Consider the following 18,014-nt stretch of genomic DNA (forward strand, 5'->3'; position numbering starts at 1 on the left):
GCTCACCATTCCTGCGCCGGGGACGCGTCAGATCTGGACTGGACGATGAGCTCCATGCCGAGCAGGCCGAAGAGTGCGAGCAGCTGCTCGAGGCTCACCGATTCCGGGTGGAGCTCCATGTGCGAGATGCGACTCTGGCTGATGCCCATGCGCCGGGCCAGCTCGGTCTGCGGCACGCCGGCCGCGCGGCGGGCGGATTTCAGGAGCGGGCCCAGCTGGGAGGGCGTGGAGAGGACTTGGCGCATGGCATTGCCCATGGGACGAACACACTGCATCTTACCCATATGATGGGTAAATGAAAAATACCCATGACATGGGTAAATAGACTTTACCCAGCAAATGGGTAAAAAGCCACCAGCACTGCCGCAGCGCTACTGACCGTTGTCCAGCCGCCCCGCCGCCAGCCGCAGCACGCGGTCGCACCGCTTGGCCAGGCCGTCATCATGCGTGACCACCACGAAGGCGGTGCGGCGCTCGTGCGCCAGCTTCAGCATCAGCGCGAACACGCCGTCGGCGGTGTTGCGATCGAGGTTGCCGGTGGGCTCGTCGGCCAGCACGCAGTCGGGCTGCGTCACCAGCGCGCGCGCGATCGCCACGCGTTGGCGCTCGCCGCCGGAGAGTTCGGCCGGGCGATGATGAACCCGCTCGGCCAGCCCCACGGCCGCCAGCATCGCGGCGGCAGCCTCGGCGGCCTGCTGCGGCGGCATGCGGCGGATCTTCAAAGGCATCGCCACGTTGTCCAGGGCGCTGAACTCGGGCAGCAGATGGTGGAACTGGTAGACGAAGCCCAGGTGCGCGTTGCGCAGCCGGCCCTGCTCGGCCGCGTCGGCGTGCGCGATGTTCTTGCCGTGCAGTTCCACGCTGCCGGCGGTGGGCGCATCGAGCCCGCCCATGAGGTGGAGCAGCGTGCTCTTGCCGGAGCCCGAGGCGCCGACGATCGCCAGCGTCTCGCCGGCGCGCACGTCGAGGTCGACACCGTGCAGCACCGTGAGGTCGATGCGGCCCTCGTGGAAGCGCTTGGTCAGGCCCCTGACCTGTAGAACTACCTCACTCATAGCGCAACGCCTCCGCCGGATTGACGCGGCTCGCGCGCCAGCTCGGATACAGCGTGGCCACGAAGGACAGCGCCAGCGAGATCAGCGCGATCGGCAGGATGTCGCCGCGCTGGGGATCGCTGGGCATCTTGCTGATGAGATAGATGTCCTGTGGCAGGAAGCGCGCGTTGAAGAGCCGCTCCAGCGCCGGCACGATCACGTCGATGTTGTAGGCGATGCCCAGTCCCAGCAGCAGACCGCCCAATGTGCCGATCACGCCCACCATCGCGCCCTGCACCACGAAGATGCTCATGATGCTCTTCGGGCTCGAACCCAGCGTGCGCAGGATCGCGATGTCGGCGCGCTTGTCGGTGACCGTCATCACCAGCGTCGACACCAGGTTGAAGGCGGCGACCGCGACGATCAGCGTGAGGATGATGAACATCATGCGCTTCTCCACCTGCACCGCCGCGAACCAGGTCCTGTTCTGGCGCGTCCAGTCGCGGATCAGGAACTCGCCGGGCAGCGTGACGGCCAGCTCATCCGCCACCTCGCGCGCACGGTGCAGGTCCTTGAGCTTGAGGCGCAGGCCGCTCGGCCCTTCGAGCCGGAACACGCGCGCGGCGTCCTGCTCGTGGATCATCGCCAGCGCCGAGTCGTATTCGTAGTGGCCCGAATCGAAGGTGCCGACCACCGTGAACTGCTTCAACCGCGGCACCACGCCGGCCGGCGTGACCTGCCCGCCCGGCGCGATCAGCGTGACCTGGTCGCCCACCTGCACGAAGAGCGAGCGCGCCAGCTCGATGCCCAGCACGATGCCGAACTCGCCCGGCACCAGCTTCTGCAGCGCGCCCTTCTGCGTCGTGGCGGAGATGTCGGTCACCTGCGGCTCCAGCGACGGCTCGATGCCGCGCACCAGCGTGCCCTTCATGTCCTCGCCGCGCGCGATCAGCGCCTGCGCCGCGATGAAGGGTGCGACGCCCACCACGTTGGGGTTCTTGCGCGCCGCCGCGGCGATGGCGTCGATGTCGGCAAGCGCCTGGCCGTCGCGCGAGAGGATCTCGATGTGCGAGATCACGCCGAGCATCCGGTCGGTCACCTCCTTCTGGAAGCCGTTCATCACCGAGAGCACGATGATCAGCGCCGCCACGCCCAGCGCGATGCCGAGCATGGAGACGCCGGAGATGAAGGAAATGAAGCCGTTGCGCCGCGTGGCCCGGCCCGCACGCGTGTAGCGCCAGCCGAGTTGCAGTTCGTAGGGGAGAGGCATCAGGCCTCCCGCCGGGCCGCCCCAAGGCAGGCCTGGCCTTGCAGGCTGCACCGCCGCGAGACGCGGCGGTTCTTCATGCCGTCCAAGCCTGCGCAGGCAGGCTTGGAGCCGCGGCATTCAGTCCCCTCGGGGGGCAGCGAATACACGAAGGGATGAGCGTGGGGGTGGTGCATCTCGGGAATTGTGGCATCCCGGACAATAGGCCCATGCCCGTGCCGCCCTCTGCCTCCCATCTGCTCATTCCTTTCGCCGGCCGCGGCACGCCGGCCTGCCGCGCAGCGATACGCAGCCTGCGGCTGCCCAGGCTCGAAAGCCTGCTCTCCCGCCTCGCGCTCGTGCACGAAGACGTGCAGGACGAGAGCACCCTCTCCCCTCCGCACGAGCGCGCCCTGGCCGCGGCGCTCGGCATTGCGGCGCCCGACGGCCAGATCCCCTGGGCCGCGCTGGAAGCACGCCGCGCCGGCCTCGATGGCGCCGGCGAGGACGGCAGTTGGGGCATCGCCACCCTGTGCCACTGGCAGGTGGGCATCGACGACGTGGTCCTCGGCGATCCGGGCGCGATCCGCATCGACGCGGCCGAGTCGGCAGCCCTGCTGGCGATCGCACGGCCCTACTTCGAGGAGGACGGCATCGCGCTGCATGCCTCGGGCACGCCGAACCGCTGGCTGGCGCGGGGCCGGGTGTTCGACGGCCTGGCCACGGCCTCGATCGACCGCGCGATCGGGCACCCCATCGCCCAATGGTCGCCGCTGTCCGACGGTGCCCGCCTCCTGCGGCGGCTGCAGAACGAAATGCAGATGCTGCTCTACACCGAGCGCGTCAATGACGAGCGCACCGCGCGCGGCGAGCCGCCGATCAATTCCTTCTGGCTCAGCGGCACGGGGCGGCTGCCAGCCGACGCCGCGCCGCCGGACGCCGGGCCGCAGGTGGCCGATGGTCTGCGCGAGGCTGCTCTTTGCGACGACGTCGCGGCCTGGGCGCAGGCCTGGGCTGCGCTCGACGAAGGGCCGGTTGCCGAACTGCTCGCCGCCTACAACGCAGGCGCCGAGGTGACGCTCACACTCTGCGGCGATCGCGGCGCGCAACGCTTCGGCGTGCAGCGGCGCGGCCTTGCGCAGTGGACCCGGTCCCTGTTCCAGCGCGCCAGCGCGCCGGCCGTGCTGGAGGCACTGTGATGAAGATCGTGACCCGCGCCATCCCGCCGCGCAGTGCCTGGGCACTGGAACAGGCAGGCGTTCATCCGCTGCTGGCGCGGCTCTATGCTGCGCGCGGCGTGCAGACCCGTGAAGAGCTTGACGACGGCCTGGCGCGGCTGCTCGCGCCCGATGGCCTCCACGGCGCGCGCGAGGCCGCGGTGCTGCTGGCCGACGCGATCCGCGACGACAGGCGACTGTGCATCGTCGCCGACTACGACTGCGACGGCGCCACCGCCTGCGCCGTGGCCCTGCGCGGCCTGCGCCTGCTGGGCGCCCGGCATGTGAGCTACCTGGTGCCCGACCGCGTGATCGACGGCTACGGCCTGACGCCGCCGATCGCCGAGCGCGTGGCCGCCACCGGCGCCGACGTGCTGATCACGGTGGACAACGGCATCGCCAGCGTCGAAGGGGTGGCCGCTGCCAAGGCGCGCGGCCTCACGGTGCTGGTGACCGACCACCACCTGCCCGGCCCGGCGCTGCCCGCGGCCGATGTGCTGGTGAATCCCAACCAGCCCGACTGCGGCTTCGACAGCAAGAGCATCGCGGGGGTCGGCGTGATGTTCTACGTGCTGCTGGCGCTGCGTTCGGAGCTGCGCGCGCGCGGCGTGTTCGATCTGGCCACGCAACCGAAGCTCGATGCCCTGCTGCCGCTGGTCGCCCTGGGCACTGTGGCCGACGTGGTGAGGCTCGATGCCAACAACCGGCGCCTGGTCGCGCAGGGCCTGCGCCGCATCCGTGCGGGCGCCATGCCCGCCGGCCTGGCCGCCCTCTTCAAGGCCGCGGGCCGCAATGCGGCGGCGGCGACCACCTTCGACTTCGGCTTCGCGCTGGGGCCGCGCATCAACGCGGCCGGGCGCCTGGCCGACATGACGCTGGGCATCGAGTGCCTGACGACCGACGACAGCGCCCGCGCCGAGGAGCTGGCGCGTTTGCTCGACGGCATCAACCGCGAGCGGCGCGACATCGAGGGCGGCATGCGCGAACAGGCGCTGCTGCTCGCAGAGTCGCTGTTCGGCGACGACGGCGACGAGATGCCGCCCGCTGCGATCAGCGTCTTCGACGCGGAGTTCCATGAGGGCGTGGTCGGCATCGTGGCCTCGCGCATCAAGGACCGCTACCACCGCCCCACCTTCGTCTTCGCCGCCAGCGGCGCGCCGGGCAAGGAACACGAGCTCAAGGGCTCGGGCCGCTCGATCCCCGGCTTTCACCTGCGCGACGCGCTGGACCTGGTGGCCAAGCGCCATCCCGGCGTGCTGCTGCGCTTCGGCGGCCATGCGATGGCGGCCGGCTGCACCGTGGCCCGGGAACACTTCGAGACCTTCGAACGTGCGCTCGCGCAGGTCGCCGCCGAGCGGCTCGATGCCGCCGCGCTGATGCGCCGCCTGGACACCGACGGCCCGCTCGCGCCCGAGTACCTGCGCGTGGACCTGGTCGACACGCTGCACCGCGAGGTCTGGGGCCAGGGCTTCGCGCCGCCCACCTTCAGCGAGGAGGTGGAGGTCATCTCGCAGCGGCTGGTGGGCGAGAAGCATCTCGCGCTCAAGCTGCGGCACAAGGGTCAGCCGGTGGACGGCATCTGGTTCGGCCACACCGAGCCGCTGCCGCCGCGCGTCGTGATCGCCTTCCGGCTGGATGCGGACGAATGGCAGGGCGTGCGGCGCGTGCGCTTTCTGGTGGAGGGAGCGGAGATCCCATGAACACTGCCGTGACCGAGACGCCGATTCCCATCCGTCCAGCCGCCACCGTGCTCATCTGCCGCGACGGCGCGGCCGGGCCCGAGGTGCTGATGATCCAGCGCCATGCGCTGTCTGACGTGCATGGCGGCTCCTACGTGTTTCCCGGCGGCAAGGTGGATGCGGCGGACGCGCGGCTCGACGCGGCGGCTCATCTCGACCAGCCGCCGGAGCGCCTGCACGCGCTGCTCGCCGACCCGGACATCGACGCCGCCACGGCGGCGGCGATCCACGTCGCCGCCGTGCGCGAGGTCTTCGAGGAATGCGGGCTGCTGCTCGCCGAGGGCCTCGACCGCCCGGGCGCACTGCAGGCCGTCGCGCTGAGTGGGCAGGGCATGGACTTCAATGACATGCTCGGCCGCCTCGGCCTGCGCGTGGCGACCCGCGCGATGCGGCCCTGGTCGCGCTGGATCACGCCGCTGCAGGCCCTGCACTCGCCCGGCAAGCGCTTCGACACGCGCTTCTTCATCGCCCGAGCGCCCGCCGGCCAGGAGCCGCTGCATGACGCGCACGAAGCCGTGCTCTGCGCCTGGCTGCGTCCGCGCGAAGCGCTCGAGCGCTACTGGCGCGGCGAGATCGCGCTGGCAGCGCCGCAGATCATGAGCCTCGCCCACCTGGGCCGCCACGCCAGCATCGACTCGATGATGACCGAGGCGGAAGGCCGCGCCCCCTGCCTCGTGCGCCCGCTGACCTTCGAGATCGACGGCTACCGCGCCACCGCCTATCCCGGCGACCCGCTGCACCCGGAGCGCGCGCGCGTGATGCCGGGCCCGCTGCGCCTGATGCTACGCGGCAAGCGACTGGAGCCGCCCGGCGGCTTCGACGACCTGTGGCAATAGGCCGCGGCCGCCGCTCACTGCATCACTCGCCTGCTTTTGTTGCCGCCCCGGACATATTTCATGGAATTCCTCACCCTGGCGGCCGTGCTCCTGCTCGCCGTCTACTTGCTGAAAACCCGCGAGCAGAAGAAGCGCATCATGCTGCTCGCCGGCCACCTCGGTCGCTACGAGATCGAGACGCTGATGGAGAACCTGACCGAGGGCTACCTGCGCTGCCTCGGCGAGAACGATCCGGCGCGGCGCGAGCAGATCTGGAAACTGCTCGACACGACCGAGCAGACGCTCGCCGGACAGTTCCAGCGCTTCGCCGCCGATTTCGCGCGGGTCGCGGATGCCGATGCGCGCGTGAGCACGCTGCCGCTGGCCCTGCCCTTCGCCCAGCGCCTGTTTCCGGCGCACAGCTTCGACATGCGCCGCGCCCTGGCGATCCACGCCCGCGGGATCGCCGATGCGGCGGCCAACACCCTGCAGCGCACGCCCCGGGACAAGGCCTACACCATGTCGGCGGAGCTCTTCCTGATGCAGCACACCTGCCACTGGTACTGCCGCTCCAGGGCGGTCGCATCGGCGCGCATGCTGGCGCGGCACAAGACGCCCCATGCGCAGTTGGTCGACTCGGTGGCACCGGCGACGCGGCGGGACTATCGGGCATTGGTCGGCGGCTGATGTAGGGGGGGGTGGGTCAGGCCGGCGATGGTTATACGGCGCCGCCGAAATTTGCCAGTACAACCAGCGGCGCTGTGTCGCGGCAGATTTCAGCGCCCGAACTCGTGATTCAGCCCGACCGAGAAGCTGCGTACGCCGCTCGGCCCGGTGCGCGCCGCGCTGAGGTCGATGCTGATCACCGGAGTGATGCTGACGCGCGCCCCGACGCGCGAGGTCCAGAGGCCAAAGGCGCGGTTGCGTTCCGCGATCAGTGACACCGTGTCGTTCAGCGCCCACTCGCCCGCCAGGCCGCCGCGGCCCGTGCGCGCGCCGCTGCCGGTGGACCAGTCGGCGCCCAGGTTGGCATGGACCATCAGGCTGTCGGTCGCGCGCCATGTCACCGGAACGACGAACTGCCCGCCGCTGCGCCCGCCCCGTCGCGGCAGCTGGGAGACGAAGCCCATCGAGACGGCAGCGCTCCAGCGGGCCTCGGGCGCCTGCCCGAAGAAAGTCCATTTGAGCTGCGGCCCGAGCGCGTGGACCGTATCACCCGGCACCGAGATCCGGTCGATGTTGAGTCCGAGCTCGACCGGCCCGACGCGGCAGGCCGGCCCCAGGTGCCACGCCGTGATGTGCTCGCTGCGCACGCGCGTGCCCCAGAACTCGTACTGGCACTGTCCCGCATCGAGCGTGCCTGCATCGTCCACGTCGAAGTGACCGCCGGCCTGGGCGGTTGCTGCGGCCAGCCACAGAGAGACGGTCCACGCGCGTCGGATCATGGCCGCGAATTCTAGGTGCGGCCCGGGTCAGTTCATTCGCGCACAGACCCTCACAACTCGAACTGCGGCTGCAGTTCGCGGATACGCTTGATCGCCACGCCGGCAGCGGCGGTGCGGGTCTCGACGCCGAGCTTCACGTACACGCGCTCCAGGTGCTTCTTGGCGGTGGCCGGGCTGCTGCCGAGGATCTCGCCGATGTCGCGGTTGGTCTTGCCCTTGACCACCCAGTAGAGCACCTCGGCCTCGCGCGCCGTCAGCTTCAAGGTCAGGCTCATGGCCTCGATGACGGCCGAGTCGGAGACCTCGCGCATGATGATCAGCCAGTCGTCGCCCGCGTCGTCCTGGCCGGTCTGCTGGTGCAGGCGCAGGTTGAGCGCGGCAGCGCCATGCGCGATGGCAAGAACGGGCGGCTCGACCTGGTGCTGCCGCGCGTCGGGCAGATGGCGGCGCAGCCAGTCCAGCACCACCGGCGGCGTCGCGGGCGCGCTGCTGCCGCAGTAGCGCTGCAGCAGCTCGCGCGCCAGCGCGGTCTGCCAGACCAGCTTGCCTTCGGGCATGCGCACGGTGAAGCTGGCGTAGCCGAAGGCATCGAGCGCGTTGCGCGCCTGGCCGGCCTGCTGCGCCGCCTGCCGCGCGCGGCGTGCGCCTTGCAGATGCACGTTCATCCGCGCCAGCACTTCCTTGGGCTTGATCGGCTTGGTGACGTAGTCGACGCCGCCCGCCTCCAGCGCCGCGACCAGGTGCTCGGTCTCGGTGAGGCCGGTCATGAAGACGATCGGAATGTGGGACGTCGCGGCATCGGCCTTGAGCCGGCGCGCGACCTCGAAGCCGTCGATGCCCGGCATCATCGCGTCGAGCAGCACGATATCGGGCCGCGCCTGGGCCGCACGCTGCAGCGCCTGCTCGCCGCTGGTGGCGACCAGCACGGCGTAGCCCGATTCGTCCAGCGCGTCGTGCAAGACGGCCAGGTTGTCGGGCACGTCGTCGACGATCAGCACCACGTCACCGGTGCCGGCATGCTCGCGCAGGCTCCGGACCAGGGACGGCGGGCTTGCTTCTGCGCTCACGGGGTGCTCCCCGCCGCGGTCAGTGCCCGGCTCATGGCCTCGAACTGGAACTGGCGCGCCAGTGCGCGCTGCGCGGTGGTCCAGGCCGCGCACTCGGGCTGGGCGGCATCGATGGCGTCGAGTTCGTTCATGATGCCGCGGAAGTAGCCCAGGCTGACCGCGTCGCCGAGCGCGCGCAGGCGCGCGGCAGCGGGCAGCGCGCCGGCGGGCTCGGCCGGCGCCGGCTGCGCCGCCGCGGCGCTGTCGGTCCACCGCAGCGCGAGCCGCCGCTCCAGCCAGTCGAGCAGTTCGCTGTGGCGCACGGGCTTGACGAAGAAGTCCTCGGGCGCGATGCCGACATCGTTGTCCAGCCGCTTGTCGAACGCGTTGGCCGAGACGATGGCGACCTGCGCATCGGCCAGGCCGAGCGCACGTGCGCGGCGGATGGTCTCCCAGCCGTCGATGCCGGGCATCGCCAGGTCCACGAACATGGCATGCGGATGCCAGCCGGCCGCCACCAGGTCGAGCGCATCGTGGCCGCTGGCGGCTGTGCGCAGCTCGAAGCCCAGGGGCGCGAGCACCTGCACGAGCAGCTCGCGGTCGGCCTCTTCGTTGTCCACCACCAGCAGCCGCCGGCGTGGGCCTTCGTAGCCGCGGCGCGCACGCGGTGCCGGCGCCGCCGCGACGCGCCGGATGCCCGCGCCGCTCGTGTGATGCACGCGCGGCAGGAACATCCGCACCCGGAACAGCGAGCCCGCGCCCGGCGCGCTCTGCACCTTCATCTCGCCGCCCATCAGGTCGATCAGCATCTTCGCGATGGTCAGGCCCAACCCCGCACCCGGCGCCGACGGGCCGGCGCTGGCCCCGCGTGCGAAGGGCTCGAAGATGCGGCCCAGTTCCTCGGACGACATGCCGGGGCCCGTGTCCTCGACCTCGATGGCCGCGAACTCGCGCGCATAGCGCAGGCGCAGCGCGACGCGCCCGCTGGCGGTGAACTTGATCGCGTTGCCCAGCAGGTTGATGAGGATCTGCCGCACGCGCTTCTCGTCGGCGCGCACCAGCTCGGGCAGATCGCCTTCGGGCTCGAAGCGGAAGGCCAGGCCCTTCTCGGCCGCCTGCAGCTCGAACATGTCGGCCAGCTCGACCATCAGCTCGGCGAACTGCATGGGCCGGGCATGCAGCGTGAGCTTGCCGGCCTCGATGTGGGCAATGTCCAGCGTACCTTCGATCAGCGACAGCAGGTGCTCGCCGCCGCGCTTGATCACCGCCACCGCCTGCCGCCGGTGCGGCGGCACGGCCGCGTCCTCGCCCATGAGCTGCGCATAGCCGAGGATGCTGTTGAGCGGCGTGCGCAGCTCGTGGCTGATGGCGCTGATGTAGCGGCTCTTGGCCTGGTTGGCCTGGTCCGCCTGCTCGCGTGACTGCTCGGCCGTCTGCTTGGCGGCCTGCAGCGCGCGGTCGGTTTCGCGGTGCAGCTCGATCTCGCGCATCAGCAGGTGCGTCTGGCGGTTCGATTCCTCCTGCGCCACCTTGCGGCTCTGGTGCGCCAGCACCAGCCACCAGGCGACGATGCCGGCGATCAGCATCAGCGCCATGTAGGCCTTGAGGAAGCCGGAGCGCAGCGAGGTGGTGGCCTGTGCCATGTCGGCCAGCGCACTCTCGCCGATGCTCCGCAGTTCCTGCTGGTAGAGCACGCCGAACACTGCGGCGAGCAAGGGCACCACGATCAGCATCAGAAGCAGGAAATGCCCCAGCCCGGTGTCGAGGTACGGCCAGACGCGGCGCGGCAGCAGCCAGCGCAGGGCGCCCGACCATTGCGCCGACAGGCTCGCCTCGGGCTTGCACAGGTCGCCGCAGCGCGCATCGAGCGTGCAGCACAGCGAGCAGATCGCACCCTGGTAGGCCGGGCAGTGCGCCATGTCGGGGCCTTCGTAGTCGCGCTCGCAGATCACGCAGCGCTGCGTGCTCAGGCGCCGGTAGCTGCCGACGTCCGGTTCGACGCGGGCCCATCGCACCGCGCGCTGCCCGAGGGCCGGCGTGAACGGGGCGGCGCCGTCTGCGTCCGATACGCGTGCGATGTAGTACTTGCCGCGCGTGGCCCAGGCGATCAGCGGCGCGGCGGCGAAGGCGGTGCCCAGCGCGATCAGCGCCGAGAAGGCCTGCGCGGTCCGGCCGAAGGCGCCCAGGTGCGCGCTGATGGACAGGGCCGAGGCCAGCGCCATCGCGCCCACGCCCACCGGGTTGATGTCCCACAGGTGCGCGCGCTTGAACTCGATGCCCGGCGGCGACAGCCCCAGCGGCTTGTTGACCACGAGGTCGGCCACCACGGCCATCATCCAGGCGATGGCAATGTTGGCGTAGAGGCCCAGCACATCGCCCAGGGCCTCGAACACGTTCATCTCCATCAGCATGAACGCGATCAGCGCGTTGAACACCACCCACACGACGCGGCCCGGATGGCTGTGGGTGACGCGCGAGAAGAAGTTGCTCCAGGCCAGCGAGCCGGCATAGGCATTGGTGACGTTGATCTTGAGCTGCGAGATCACCACGAACAGCGCCGTGGCCGCCACCGCCCAGCCGTACTGCGGGAACACGTACTCGTAGGCCGCAAGGTACATCTGGTTCGGGTCCACCGCCCGCTCGGGCGGCACCATGTGGCCGATGGCAAGGTAGGCCAGCAGCGCCCCGCCCAGCATCTTGAGCACGCCCAGCACCACCCAGCCCGGTCCGCCCGCCAGCACGCCGGCCCACCAGCGGCCGCGGTTGGCAGCGGTGCGCACGGGCATGAAGCGAAGGTAGTCGGCCTGCTCGCCCATCTGGGTGATGAGCGCGATGCCGACCGTGAGTGCAGCACCGAAGAGGTGCAGATCAAAACCGATCTCGCCCGTCTTGACGCCGTTGTAGTGCGTGATGCCCGAGAACGCACCAGGATCGCGCACCAATACATAGACAAAGGGCACCACCAGCATCACCAGCCAGATGGGTTGGGTCCAGACCTGCAACCGGCTGATGGCCGAGATGCCGTGGGTGACCAGCGGGATCACCACCAGCGCACAGACCAGGTAGCCCCAGGCTGCCGGGATGCCCAGCGCGAGCTCCAGCGCGTAGGCCATGACCGCCGCCTCGAGCGCGAAGAAGATGAAGGTGAAGGAGGCGTAGATCAGCGAGGTCAGCGTGGAGCCGATGTACCCGAAGCCGGCGCCGCGGGTGAGCAGGTCCATGTCGACGCCGTAGCGCGCGGCGTAGACGCTGATCGGCAAGCCGGCCAGGAAGATGATCAGCCCCGTGACGAGGATGGCCCAGGCCGCGTTGACGAAGCCATACTGCACCAGCAGCGTGGCGCCCACCGCCTCCAGGATCAGGAAGGAGGCCGCGCCGCCGAAGGCCGTGCTCGCCACGCGCCATTCCGACATGCGGCGAAAGCGCTGCGGCGTGAAGCGCAGCGCGTAGTCCTCCAGCGTTTCGCGCGCCACCCAGCTGTTGTAGTCGCGCCGGACCTTGACGATGCGCTGCGGCGCTTCGTCGCTGGCGAGCGGGGGAACGGCGGTCGAGTCCACGCCGGGCAAAGTGCAGGTTCCGTGCCATCGGCACGACTGTTGCAATGCCCCTGGCTTGCCCATAATGACCCGCCCCGACGAAGCGATCCGACCCCGCCCATGGAACTGACACCGCGCGAAAAAGACAAGCTCCTGATCTTCACGGCCGCCCTGCTGGCAGAGCGGCGCCGGGCACGCGGGCTCAAGCTCAACTACCCGGAAGCCGTGGCACTGATCTCGGCCGCCGTGATGGAGGGCGCGCGCGACGGCAAGACCGTGGCCGCGCTGATGAGCGAGGGCCGCGGCATCCTGTCGCGCGCCGACGTGATGGAGGGCGTGGCCGAGATGATCCCGGACATCCAGGTCGAGGCCACGTTCCCGGACGGCACCAAGCTCGTCACCGTCCACCAACCCATCGTCTGAACGACAAGACAACAAGAGCACACCATGACCCTGCGCCTTCTTCGCCAAGCCCCCCTGCTCCTGATCGCCGCGTTGCCGCTGGCCGCGGCCGCCCACACCGGCGCCGATGCCGGCCTGCACCACGGCCTGGCCGCGGGCTTCCTGCATCCGCTGACCGGGCCGGATCACCTGGCCGCGATGGTGGCGGTTGGCCTGTGGAGCGCCCTCACCGCGCGCCGTGCCTGGCCCGATCTGCTGTGGGCGCCGCTGGGCTTCGCGCTGATGCTGCTGGCCGGTGCGATGCTGGGCCTGGCGGGTGCTCGGCTGCCGGCGGTGGAGCCCATGATCGCGGCCTCGCTGCTGGTGCTGGGACTGTTGGTCTTCACGCGGCGCCGACTGCCGGCGCTCGCCGCTGCGGCGCTGGTCGGCCTGTTCGCGCTGTTCCACGGCGTCGCGCACGGGCAGGAGTTGGCCGTCGAAGCGGGGGCCGCACTCACGCTGGCCGGCATGCTGGCCGCGACGCTGCTGTTGCATGCCGCGGGAATAACGGTCGGCTGGGCACTGCGCCGCGGCCATCGCTGGCTGCCGCGCCTGACGGGCGCAGCGGTCGCGATCTTCGGCATTGCCCTGCTCGGCGGCCTCGCATGATCCCCGGGGAACTCATCACCGACGAGGGCGACCATGCGCTCAACCCGGGCCGCCGCGCGCTGACGCTGGTGGTGCGCAACGCCGCCGACCGGCCCATCCAGGTCGGCTCCCACTACCACTTCGCCGAGACCAACGGCGCGCTGGACTTCGACCGCGAGGCCGCGCGCGGCATGCGGCTGAACATCGCCTCGGGCACCGCGGTGCGCTTCGAGCCGGGGCAGCAGCGCACGGTCGAGCTGGTGGACTTCGCCGGCGACCGGGTGGTCTACGGCTTTCGCGGACTGGTTCAAGGAAAGCTCTGAGCATGGCAACGATCGGGCGGCGTGCCTACGCCGAAATCTTCGGGCCCACGGTGGGCGACCGCGTGCGGCTGGCCGACACCGACCTGGTGATCGAGGTCGAGGAGGACTACACCCTGCACGCCGGCGGCTACGGCGAGGAAGTCAAGTTCGGCGGCGGCAAGACGATCCGCGACGGCATGGCGCAATCGCAGCGCACGCGCGCCGAGGGCGTGGTCGATACCGTCATGACCAACGCGCTGATCCTCGACCACTGGGGCATCGTCAAGGCCGACATCGGCCTGAAGGGCGGGCGCATCGTCGCCATCGGCAAGGCCGGCAACCCGGACGTGCAGCCGGGCGTGGACATCGTCATCGGCCCCGGCACGGAAGTCATCAGCTGCGAAGGCAACATCGTCACGGCCGGCGGCATCGACAGCCACATCCACTTCATCTGTCCGCAGCAGATCGAGGAGGCGCTGGCCTCCGGCGTCACCACCATGCTCGGCGGCGGCACCGGCCCGGCCACCGGCACCTTCGCGACCACCGCGACGCCGGGCCCCTGGCACATCGAGCGCATGCTGCAGGCGGCCGACGCCTTCCCGATGAACCTCGGCTTCCTCGGCAAGGGCAATGCGAGCCTGCCGGCCGCACTGCACGAGCAGATCGACGCCGGCGTGATCGGCCTCAAGCTGCACGAGGACTGGGGCACCACGCCGTCGGCGATCAGCAACTGCCTGGACGTGGCCGATGCCACCGACACGCAGGTGGCGATCCACAGCGACACGCTGAACGAGTCGGGCTTCGTCGAGAACACCATCGCGGCGGTGAAGGGCCGTGGCATCTGCGCCTTCCACACCGAGGGTGCGGGCGGCGGCCATGCGCCCGACATCCTGCGCGTGGTGGGCGAGACGAACTTCCTGCCCTCCTCCACCAACCCGACGATGCCCTACACCGTGAACACGCTCGACGAGCACGTCGACATGCTGATGGTGTGCCACCACCTCGACGCCGGCATTCCCGAGGACCTGGCCTTTGCCGAGAGCCGCATCCGCAAGGAGACCATCGCGGCCGAGGACATCCTGCACGACCTGGGCGCGATCAGCATGTTCAGCTCCGACAGCCAGGCCATGGGGCGGGTGGGCGAGGTAATCATTCGCTGCTGGCAGACCGCGCACAAGATGAAGGCCCAGCGCGGCAAGCTGCCCGAGGACGGCAACCGCAACGACAACGCACGCGCCAAGCGCTACGTGGCCAAGTACACGATCAACCCGGCCATCTCGCACGGCATCTCGCACGAGGTGGGCAGCATCGAAGTGGGCAAGTGGGCCGACCTGGTGGTGTGGAAGCCGGCCTTCTTCGGTATCAAGCCCTTCACCATCCTGAAGGGCGGCAGCATCGCGATGGCGGCCATGGGCGACCCCAACGCCTCGATCCCGACGCCGCAGCCGGTGCACTACCGGCCGATGTTCGGCGCCTTCGGCGGCGCACTCGCCAGGAGCTCGCTGACCTTCGTCTCGCAGGCCGGGCTGGCGGCGGGCATCGGCGACCGCTATGGCCTTGCGAAGACGCTCAGCGCGGTGAAGAACATACGCGGCGTGCGCAAGCAGGACATGGTGCACAACGGCTACACGCCGACGATGGAGATCGACGCGCAGACCTATGCGGTGCGGGCCGATGGGCAGTTGCTCACCTGCGATCCGGCGGTGGTGTTGCCGATGGCGCAGCGGTATTTTCTGTTCTAGGCGGCTCGCCGATGTCGCTCTGCGCCAGCGCTCGCAGCACCGCCCAGCGCTCCCGCCTGATCTCGCGGCCAATCTTCACCTGCTCCTCGAATTCGGCGCTTGGCGAGGAGAGAAGGTAGCCGTCGGCAGTTTCGGTCAGAAGCAGGTTGTCGCCCGCCTTCCAGTTTTGCCGAGCGAGCAGCGCGGCCGGAAGTATCAAGCCCACTGCGTCGCCCTCGGTCTGCGTCAACTGCAAAATAGCCATCGTCTTACCCTGTGATGGGCACCATTGTCTCAGTGGTCTCAGCACGAATTCTTCACCAGTTGACATGCTCACAGCCAACAAACTCATGCCCCAGGGCGGCGGCCTCGCGCCGGTGCTGCTCAAGCGCGCCGCCACCATCGAACTCGACTGGGACGTGCGCCAGAAAAGCCGCTTCGACACCACCGACTCGCAAGGCCGCCAGCTCGGCGTGTTCCTGCCGCGCGGCACGCTGGTGCGCGGCAGCGATGTGCTCGTGGCGGAGGACGGCTCGCTCATCAAGGTGATCGCGGCGAAGCAGCCGGTGCTGGTCATCACGCATTGCAGCGAGCACGGCACGCCCTTCGACCTCATGCGCGCGGCCTACCACCTGGGCAACCGGCATGTGCCCATCGAGCTCAAGCCCGACCATTTGAAAATCGAGCCCGACCACGTGCTGGCCGGCATGCTGCGATCGATGCACCTGATCGTGCGCGAGGCCGAGGAGGCCTTCGAACCCGAGGGCGGCGCCTATGGGGCGCAGGGCCACTCGCACGGTGCCGCGCCCGTGGGCCCGGTGCTGCATCCGGACGCCTACGCCGCGGCGCCCGCAAACGACCACGACCACGATCACCACGGCCATTCGCACGACCACGCGCATGGCCACGGCCACTCGCATTGATGGCTGACGCGCCGGGCTCACTGCCCGCGGCCAGCCTCCTGCAGCTGATCTGGCTGGCCTCGCCGGCCCTGCCCGTCGGCGGGTTCTCCTATTCGGAAGGCCTGGAAGCAGCGATCGAATGGGGCGGCATCGGCAACGAGGAAACCGCGTCCGACTGGCTGGCAGACCAGCTCCACCTGAGCCTGGCGCGCAGCGACCTGGCCGTCGTCGCCCAGGCCATCGGCGCCTGGCGCAACGGCGAGCTCGCACGCATCCGCGATCTCAACGACTGGGTGTTCCAGACCCGCGAAACGGCCGAGTTCCGGCTGCAGACCGAGCAGATGGGCCGTTCGTTCGTCGAATGGCTCAAGCTGCGGCACGCCGATGCCGCCGAGGTCTTCGACACCTTGCCCGCAAGCTACCCGATCGCCTTCGCCTTCGCGGCCGGCCGCACCGAAGCGCCGGTGCGCGACGCCTGCCTGGCCTTCGCCTTCGGCTGGGCCGAGAACATGGCGGCTGCCGCAGTCAAGGCGGTGCCGCTGGGCCAGAGTGCGGGCCAGCGCATCCTCGGCCGCCTGGCCGCCGAGATTCCCGCGGCAGTGGACCGGGCCCTCGCGCTGGCGGATGATGAGCGCCAGGCCTTCTCTCCCATGCTCGCCGTGCTGTCGGCGCGCCACGAAACGCAGTACTCACGCCTTTTCCGAAGCTGATCCGAACCCACACCATGAGCTCCGCCCTGCACCACATCCCCTACCGCACCAAGAGACTGCCGCCCCTGCGCGTGGGCATCGGCGGCCCGGTCGGCTCCGGCAAGACCACCCTGCTGGAGATGCTCTGCAAGGCGATGCGCGACAAGTACGACCTGATCGCCATCACCAACGACATCTACACCAAGGAAGACCAGCGCCTGCTGACGGTGGCCGGTGCGCTGCCGGCCGAGCGCATCATGGGCGTGGAAACCGGCGGCTGCCCGCACACGGCGATCCGCGAGGACGCCTCGATCAACCTCGAGGCCATCGACCGCATGCTGGCCGAGTTTCCCGATGCGGATGTGGTCTTCGTCGAAAGCGGCGGCGACAACCTCGCCGCCACCTTCAGCCCCGAGCTCAGCGACCTCACGATCTACGTGATCGACGTCGCGGCCGGCGAGAAGATCCCGCGCAAGGGCGGTCCCGGCATCACCAAGAGCGACCTGTTCGTGATCAACAAGACCGACCTCGCGCCCTACGTGGGCGCCGACCTCGGCGTGATGGAGGCCGACACCAGGCGTATGCGCAAGCAGCGGCCCTTCGTGATGACCAACCTCAAGACGAACGACGGGCTTGCGGCGGTCATCTCCTTCATCGAGGAACGCGGGATGCTGGCCGAGCACTGAAACGGGGCGGCCGTCTTTCAGCTCGCCCGCGGAAGGGGCCCCCGCGATTCCTCGGCTCAAGCCAAAGCAGGCGAATGTGAAATACGTCACAGTCTGTTGGCTATATAGACCGTCTGGCGTATTTTTTGCTGGGAGGGAAGATCCGATACTGCCATAACGAATACCAAAGTTCCTATGGCCTCCGAAGCAATCTTCCTTCCCGCAGCTGGCAGCGTCCAGTTCGCCATCTACCCCGACGGGTACGACGGGGCCCGCATCATCGCCAGGATCGACGAAGAAGCGCTGCACGCCCGCTTCCACGCGCCCTACAGCGAATCGGAACTGGTGCGCACCTATGACCGCAACGCCGATTCCATCGACGCGCTGGCGACGGCCCGCTACCGCGAGAACCCGCGGGCGGAGATCTGGCTGCGAAGCACGGATTTCCAGGCAAGCGGGTACTAGCCTGGCCGTGGAACTCTGCTAGCGCACCATCTGCGCCGAAGGGGCTCGGCTTCTGGGTGGGCATGCCCACCTGGCGGTCTCGATGCACACGCCGTCGCTGGCCGAATATGTGGACTGCCTCGACCGAGGCGATCCCGAGCGCGAGGGATACGCATCGCATCAC

The 18,014-nt window shown here is 69.6% G+C and carries 19 protein-coding genes; 12 read left to right on the plus strand and 7 right to left on the minus strand.

Going from position 1 to position 18,014, the window contains the following annotated elements; all coding sequences use genetic code 11:
• Nucleotides 1-2: 2 nt before the first annotated feature.
• The 3 genes from E5P3_RS24175 to E5P3_RS24185 form a co-directional block, all read right to left on the minus strand.
• Complete coding sequence (locus E5P3_RS24175) at nucleotides 3-245, minus strand: helix-turn-helix domain-containing protein (RefSeq protein ID WP_162588266.1); 243 nt, start codon at nucleotides 243-245, stop codon at nucleotides 3-5.
• Nucleotides 246-371: 126 nt separating this feature from the next.
• Nucleotides 372-1,055: a lipoprotein-releasing ABC transporter ATP-binding protein LolD gene (gene lolD, locus E5P3_RS24180; RefSeq protein WP_162588267.1), complete on the minus strand. Its 684-nt coding sequence runs from the start codon at nucleotides 1,053-1,055 to the stop codon at nucleotides 372-374.
• Nucleotides 1,048-2,304, minus strand: a complete 1,257-nt coding sequence (locus E5P3_RS24185) for a lipoprotein-releasing ABC transporter permease subunit (protein WP_162588268.1) — start codon at nucleotides 2,302-2,304, stop codon at nucleotides 1,048-1,050. The genes lolD and E5P3_RS24185 overlap by 8 nt, the downstream gene beginning before the upstream one ends.
• A 206-nt stretch (nucleotides 2,305-2,510) precedes the next feature.
• Between E5P3_RS24185 and E5P3_RS24190 the strand changes: the two genes are divergently transcribed.
• Genes E5P3_RS24190 through E5P3_RS24205 form a run of 4 tightly spaced genes read left to right on the plus strand, consistent with a single transcriptional unit; the run spans nucleotide 2,511 to nucleotide 6,738 of the window.
• On the plus strand, nucleotides 2,511-3,479 hold the full coding sequence (locus E5P3_RS24190) for a hypothetical protein (RefSeq protein WP_162588269.1): 969 nt from the start codon (nucleotides 2,511-2,513) through the stop codon (nucleotides 3,477-3,479).
• On the plus strand, nucleotides 3,479-5,197 hold the full coding sequence (gene recJ / locus E5P3_RS24195) for a single-stranded-DNA-specific exonuclease RecJ (protein WP_162588270.1): 1,719 nt from the start codon (nucleotides 3,479-3,481) through the stop codon (nucleotides 5,195-5,197). Before E5P3_RS24190 ends, recJ begins: the two co-directional genes overlap by 1 nt.
• Nucleotides 5,194-6,072 carry an NUDIX hydrolase gene (locus E5P3_RS24200; RefSeq protein ID WP_162588271.1) on the plus strand — a complete coding sequence of 293 codons (879 nt, stop codon included), beginning with the start codon at nucleotides 5,194-5,196 and terminating at the stop codon, nucleotides 6,070-6,072. The genes recJ and E5P3_RS24200 overlap by 4 nt, the downstream gene beginning before the upstream one ends.
• A 60-nt stretch (nucleotides 6,073-6,132) precedes the next feature.
• A complete protein-coding gene (locus E5P3_RS24205; RefSeq protein WP_162588272.1) occupies nucleotides 6,133-6,738 on the plus strand; it encodes a hypothetical protein in 606 nt (201 codons plus the stop codon).
• A gap of 89 nt (nucleotides 6,739-6,827) precedes the next feature.
• Here E5P3_RS24205 and E5P3_RS24210 read toward each other — a convergent pair whose 3' ends face one another.
• Genes E5P3_RS24210 through E5P3_RS24220 form a run of 3 tightly spaced genes read right to left on the minus strand, consistent with a single transcriptional unit; the run spans nucleotide 6,828 to nucleotide 12,162 of the window.
• On the minus strand, nucleotides 6,828-7,496 hold the full coding sequence (locus tag E5P3_RS24210) for a hypothetical protein (RefSeq protein WP_232073298.1): 669 nt from the start codon (nucleotides 7,494-7,496) through the stop codon (nucleotides 6,828-6,830).
• 50 nt (nucleotides 7,497-7,546) lie between these two features.
• Nucleotides 7,547-8,563, minus strand: coding sequence for a response regulator transcription factor (locus E5P3_RS24215; protein ID WP_162588273.1), 1,017 nt, complete (start codon nucleotides 8,561-8,563; stop codon nucleotides 7,547-7,549).
• A complete protein-coding gene (locus tag E5P3_RS24220) occupies nucleotides 8,560-12,162 on the minus strand; it encodes a hybrid sensor histidine kinase/response regulator (RefSeq protein ID WP_162588274.1) in 3,603 nt (1,200 codons plus the stop codon). The genes E5P3_RS24215 and E5P3_RS24220 overlap by 4 nt, the downstream gene beginning before the upstream one ends.
• 36 nt (nucleotides 12,163-12,198) lie before the next feature.
• On the opposite strand from E5P3_RS24220, the gene E5P3_RS24225 reads away from it, so the two are divergent.
• The 4 genes from E5P3_RS24225 to ureC are packed head-to-tail and all read left to right on the plus strand — an operon-like array spanning nucleotide 12,199 to nucleotide 15,151.
• On the plus strand, nucleotides 12,199-12,501 hold the full coding sequence (locus E5P3_RS24225; RefSeq protein ID WP_162588275.1) for an urease subunit gamma: 303 nt from the start codon (nucleotides 12,199-12,201) through the stop codon (nucleotides 12,499-12,501).
• A gap of 24 nt (nucleotides 12,502-12,525) precedes the next feature.
• The gene (locus E5P3_RS24230; protein ID WP_162588276.1) at nucleotides 12,526-13,128 is read left to right on the plus strand and encodes a HupE/UreJ family protein; all 603 of its coding nucleotides are present in this window, start codon (nucleotides 12,526-12,528) and stop codon (nucleotides 13,126-13,128) included.
• Nucleotides 13,125-13,430 (plus strand): urease subunit beta, encoded by a 306-nt coding sequence (locus tag E5P3_RS24235; RefSeq protein ID WP_162588277.1) that lies wholly within the window; start codon nucleotides 13,125-13,127, stop codon nucleotides 13,428-13,430. The genes E5P3_RS24230 and E5P3_RS24235 overlap by 4 nt, the downstream gene beginning before the upstream one ends.
• Nucleotides 13,431-13,432: 2 nt before the next feature.
• Nucleotides 13,433-15,151: an urease subunit alpha gene (gene ureC / locus E5P3_RS24240; protein WP_162588278.1), complete on the plus strand. Its 1,719-nt coding sequence runs from the start codon at nucleotides 13,433-13,435 to the stop codon at nucleotides 15,149-15,151.
• Here ureC and E5P3_RS24245 read toward each other — a convergent pair.
• On the minus strand, nucleotides 15,096-15,395 hold the full coding sequence (locus E5P3_RS24245; protein ID WP_162588279.1) for an AbrB/MazE/SpoVT family DNA-binding domain-containing protein: 300 nt from the start codon (nucleotides 15,393-15,395) through the stop codon (nucleotides 15,096-15,098). The genes ureC and E5P3_RS24245 overlap by 56 nt on opposite strands.
• A gap of 64 nt (nucleotides 15,396-15,459) precedes the next feature.
• On the opposite strand from E5P3_RS24245, the gene ureE reads away from it, so the two are divergent.
• From ureE to E5P3_RS24265, 4 genes are all read left to right on the plus strand, one after another.
• Nucleotides 15,460-16,053, plus strand: a complete 594-nt coding sequence (gene ureE / locus E5P3_RS24250) for an urease accessory protein UreE (RefSeq protein WP_162588280.1) — start codon at nucleotides 15,460-15,462, stop codon at nucleotides 16,051-16,053.
• A complete protein-coding gene (locus E5P3_RS24255) occupies nucleotides 16,053-16,742 on the plus strand; it encodes an urease accessory protein UreF (protein WP_162588281.1) in 690 nt (229 codons plus the stop codon). The genes ureE and E5P3_RS24255 overlap by 1 nt, the downstream gene beginning before the upstream one ends.
• A gap of 14 nt (nucleotides 16,743-16,756) precedes the next feature.
• The gene (gene ureG, locus E5P3_RS24260) at nucleotides 16,757-17,407 is read left to right on the plus strand and encodes an urease accessory protein UreG (protein WP_162588282.1); all 651 of its coding nucleotides are present in this window, start codon (nucleotides 16,757-16,759) and stop codon (nucleotides 17,405-17,407) included.
• A gap of 174 nt (nucleotides 17,408-17,581) precedes the next feature.
• Nucleotides 17,582-17,851, plus strand: coding sequence for a DUF1488 family protein (locus E5P3_RS24265; protein WP_162588283.1), 270 nt, complete (start codon nucleotides 17,582-17,584; stop codon nucleotides 17,849-17,851).
• The last annotated feature ends 163 nt before the right edge of the window (nucleotides 17,852-18,014 follow it).

It is taken from the genome of Variovorax sp. RA8, from assembly GCF_901827175.1.
Classification (GTDB): domain Bacteria; phylum Pseudomonadota; class Gammaproteobacteria; order Burkholderiales; family Burkholderiaceae_C; genus Variovorax.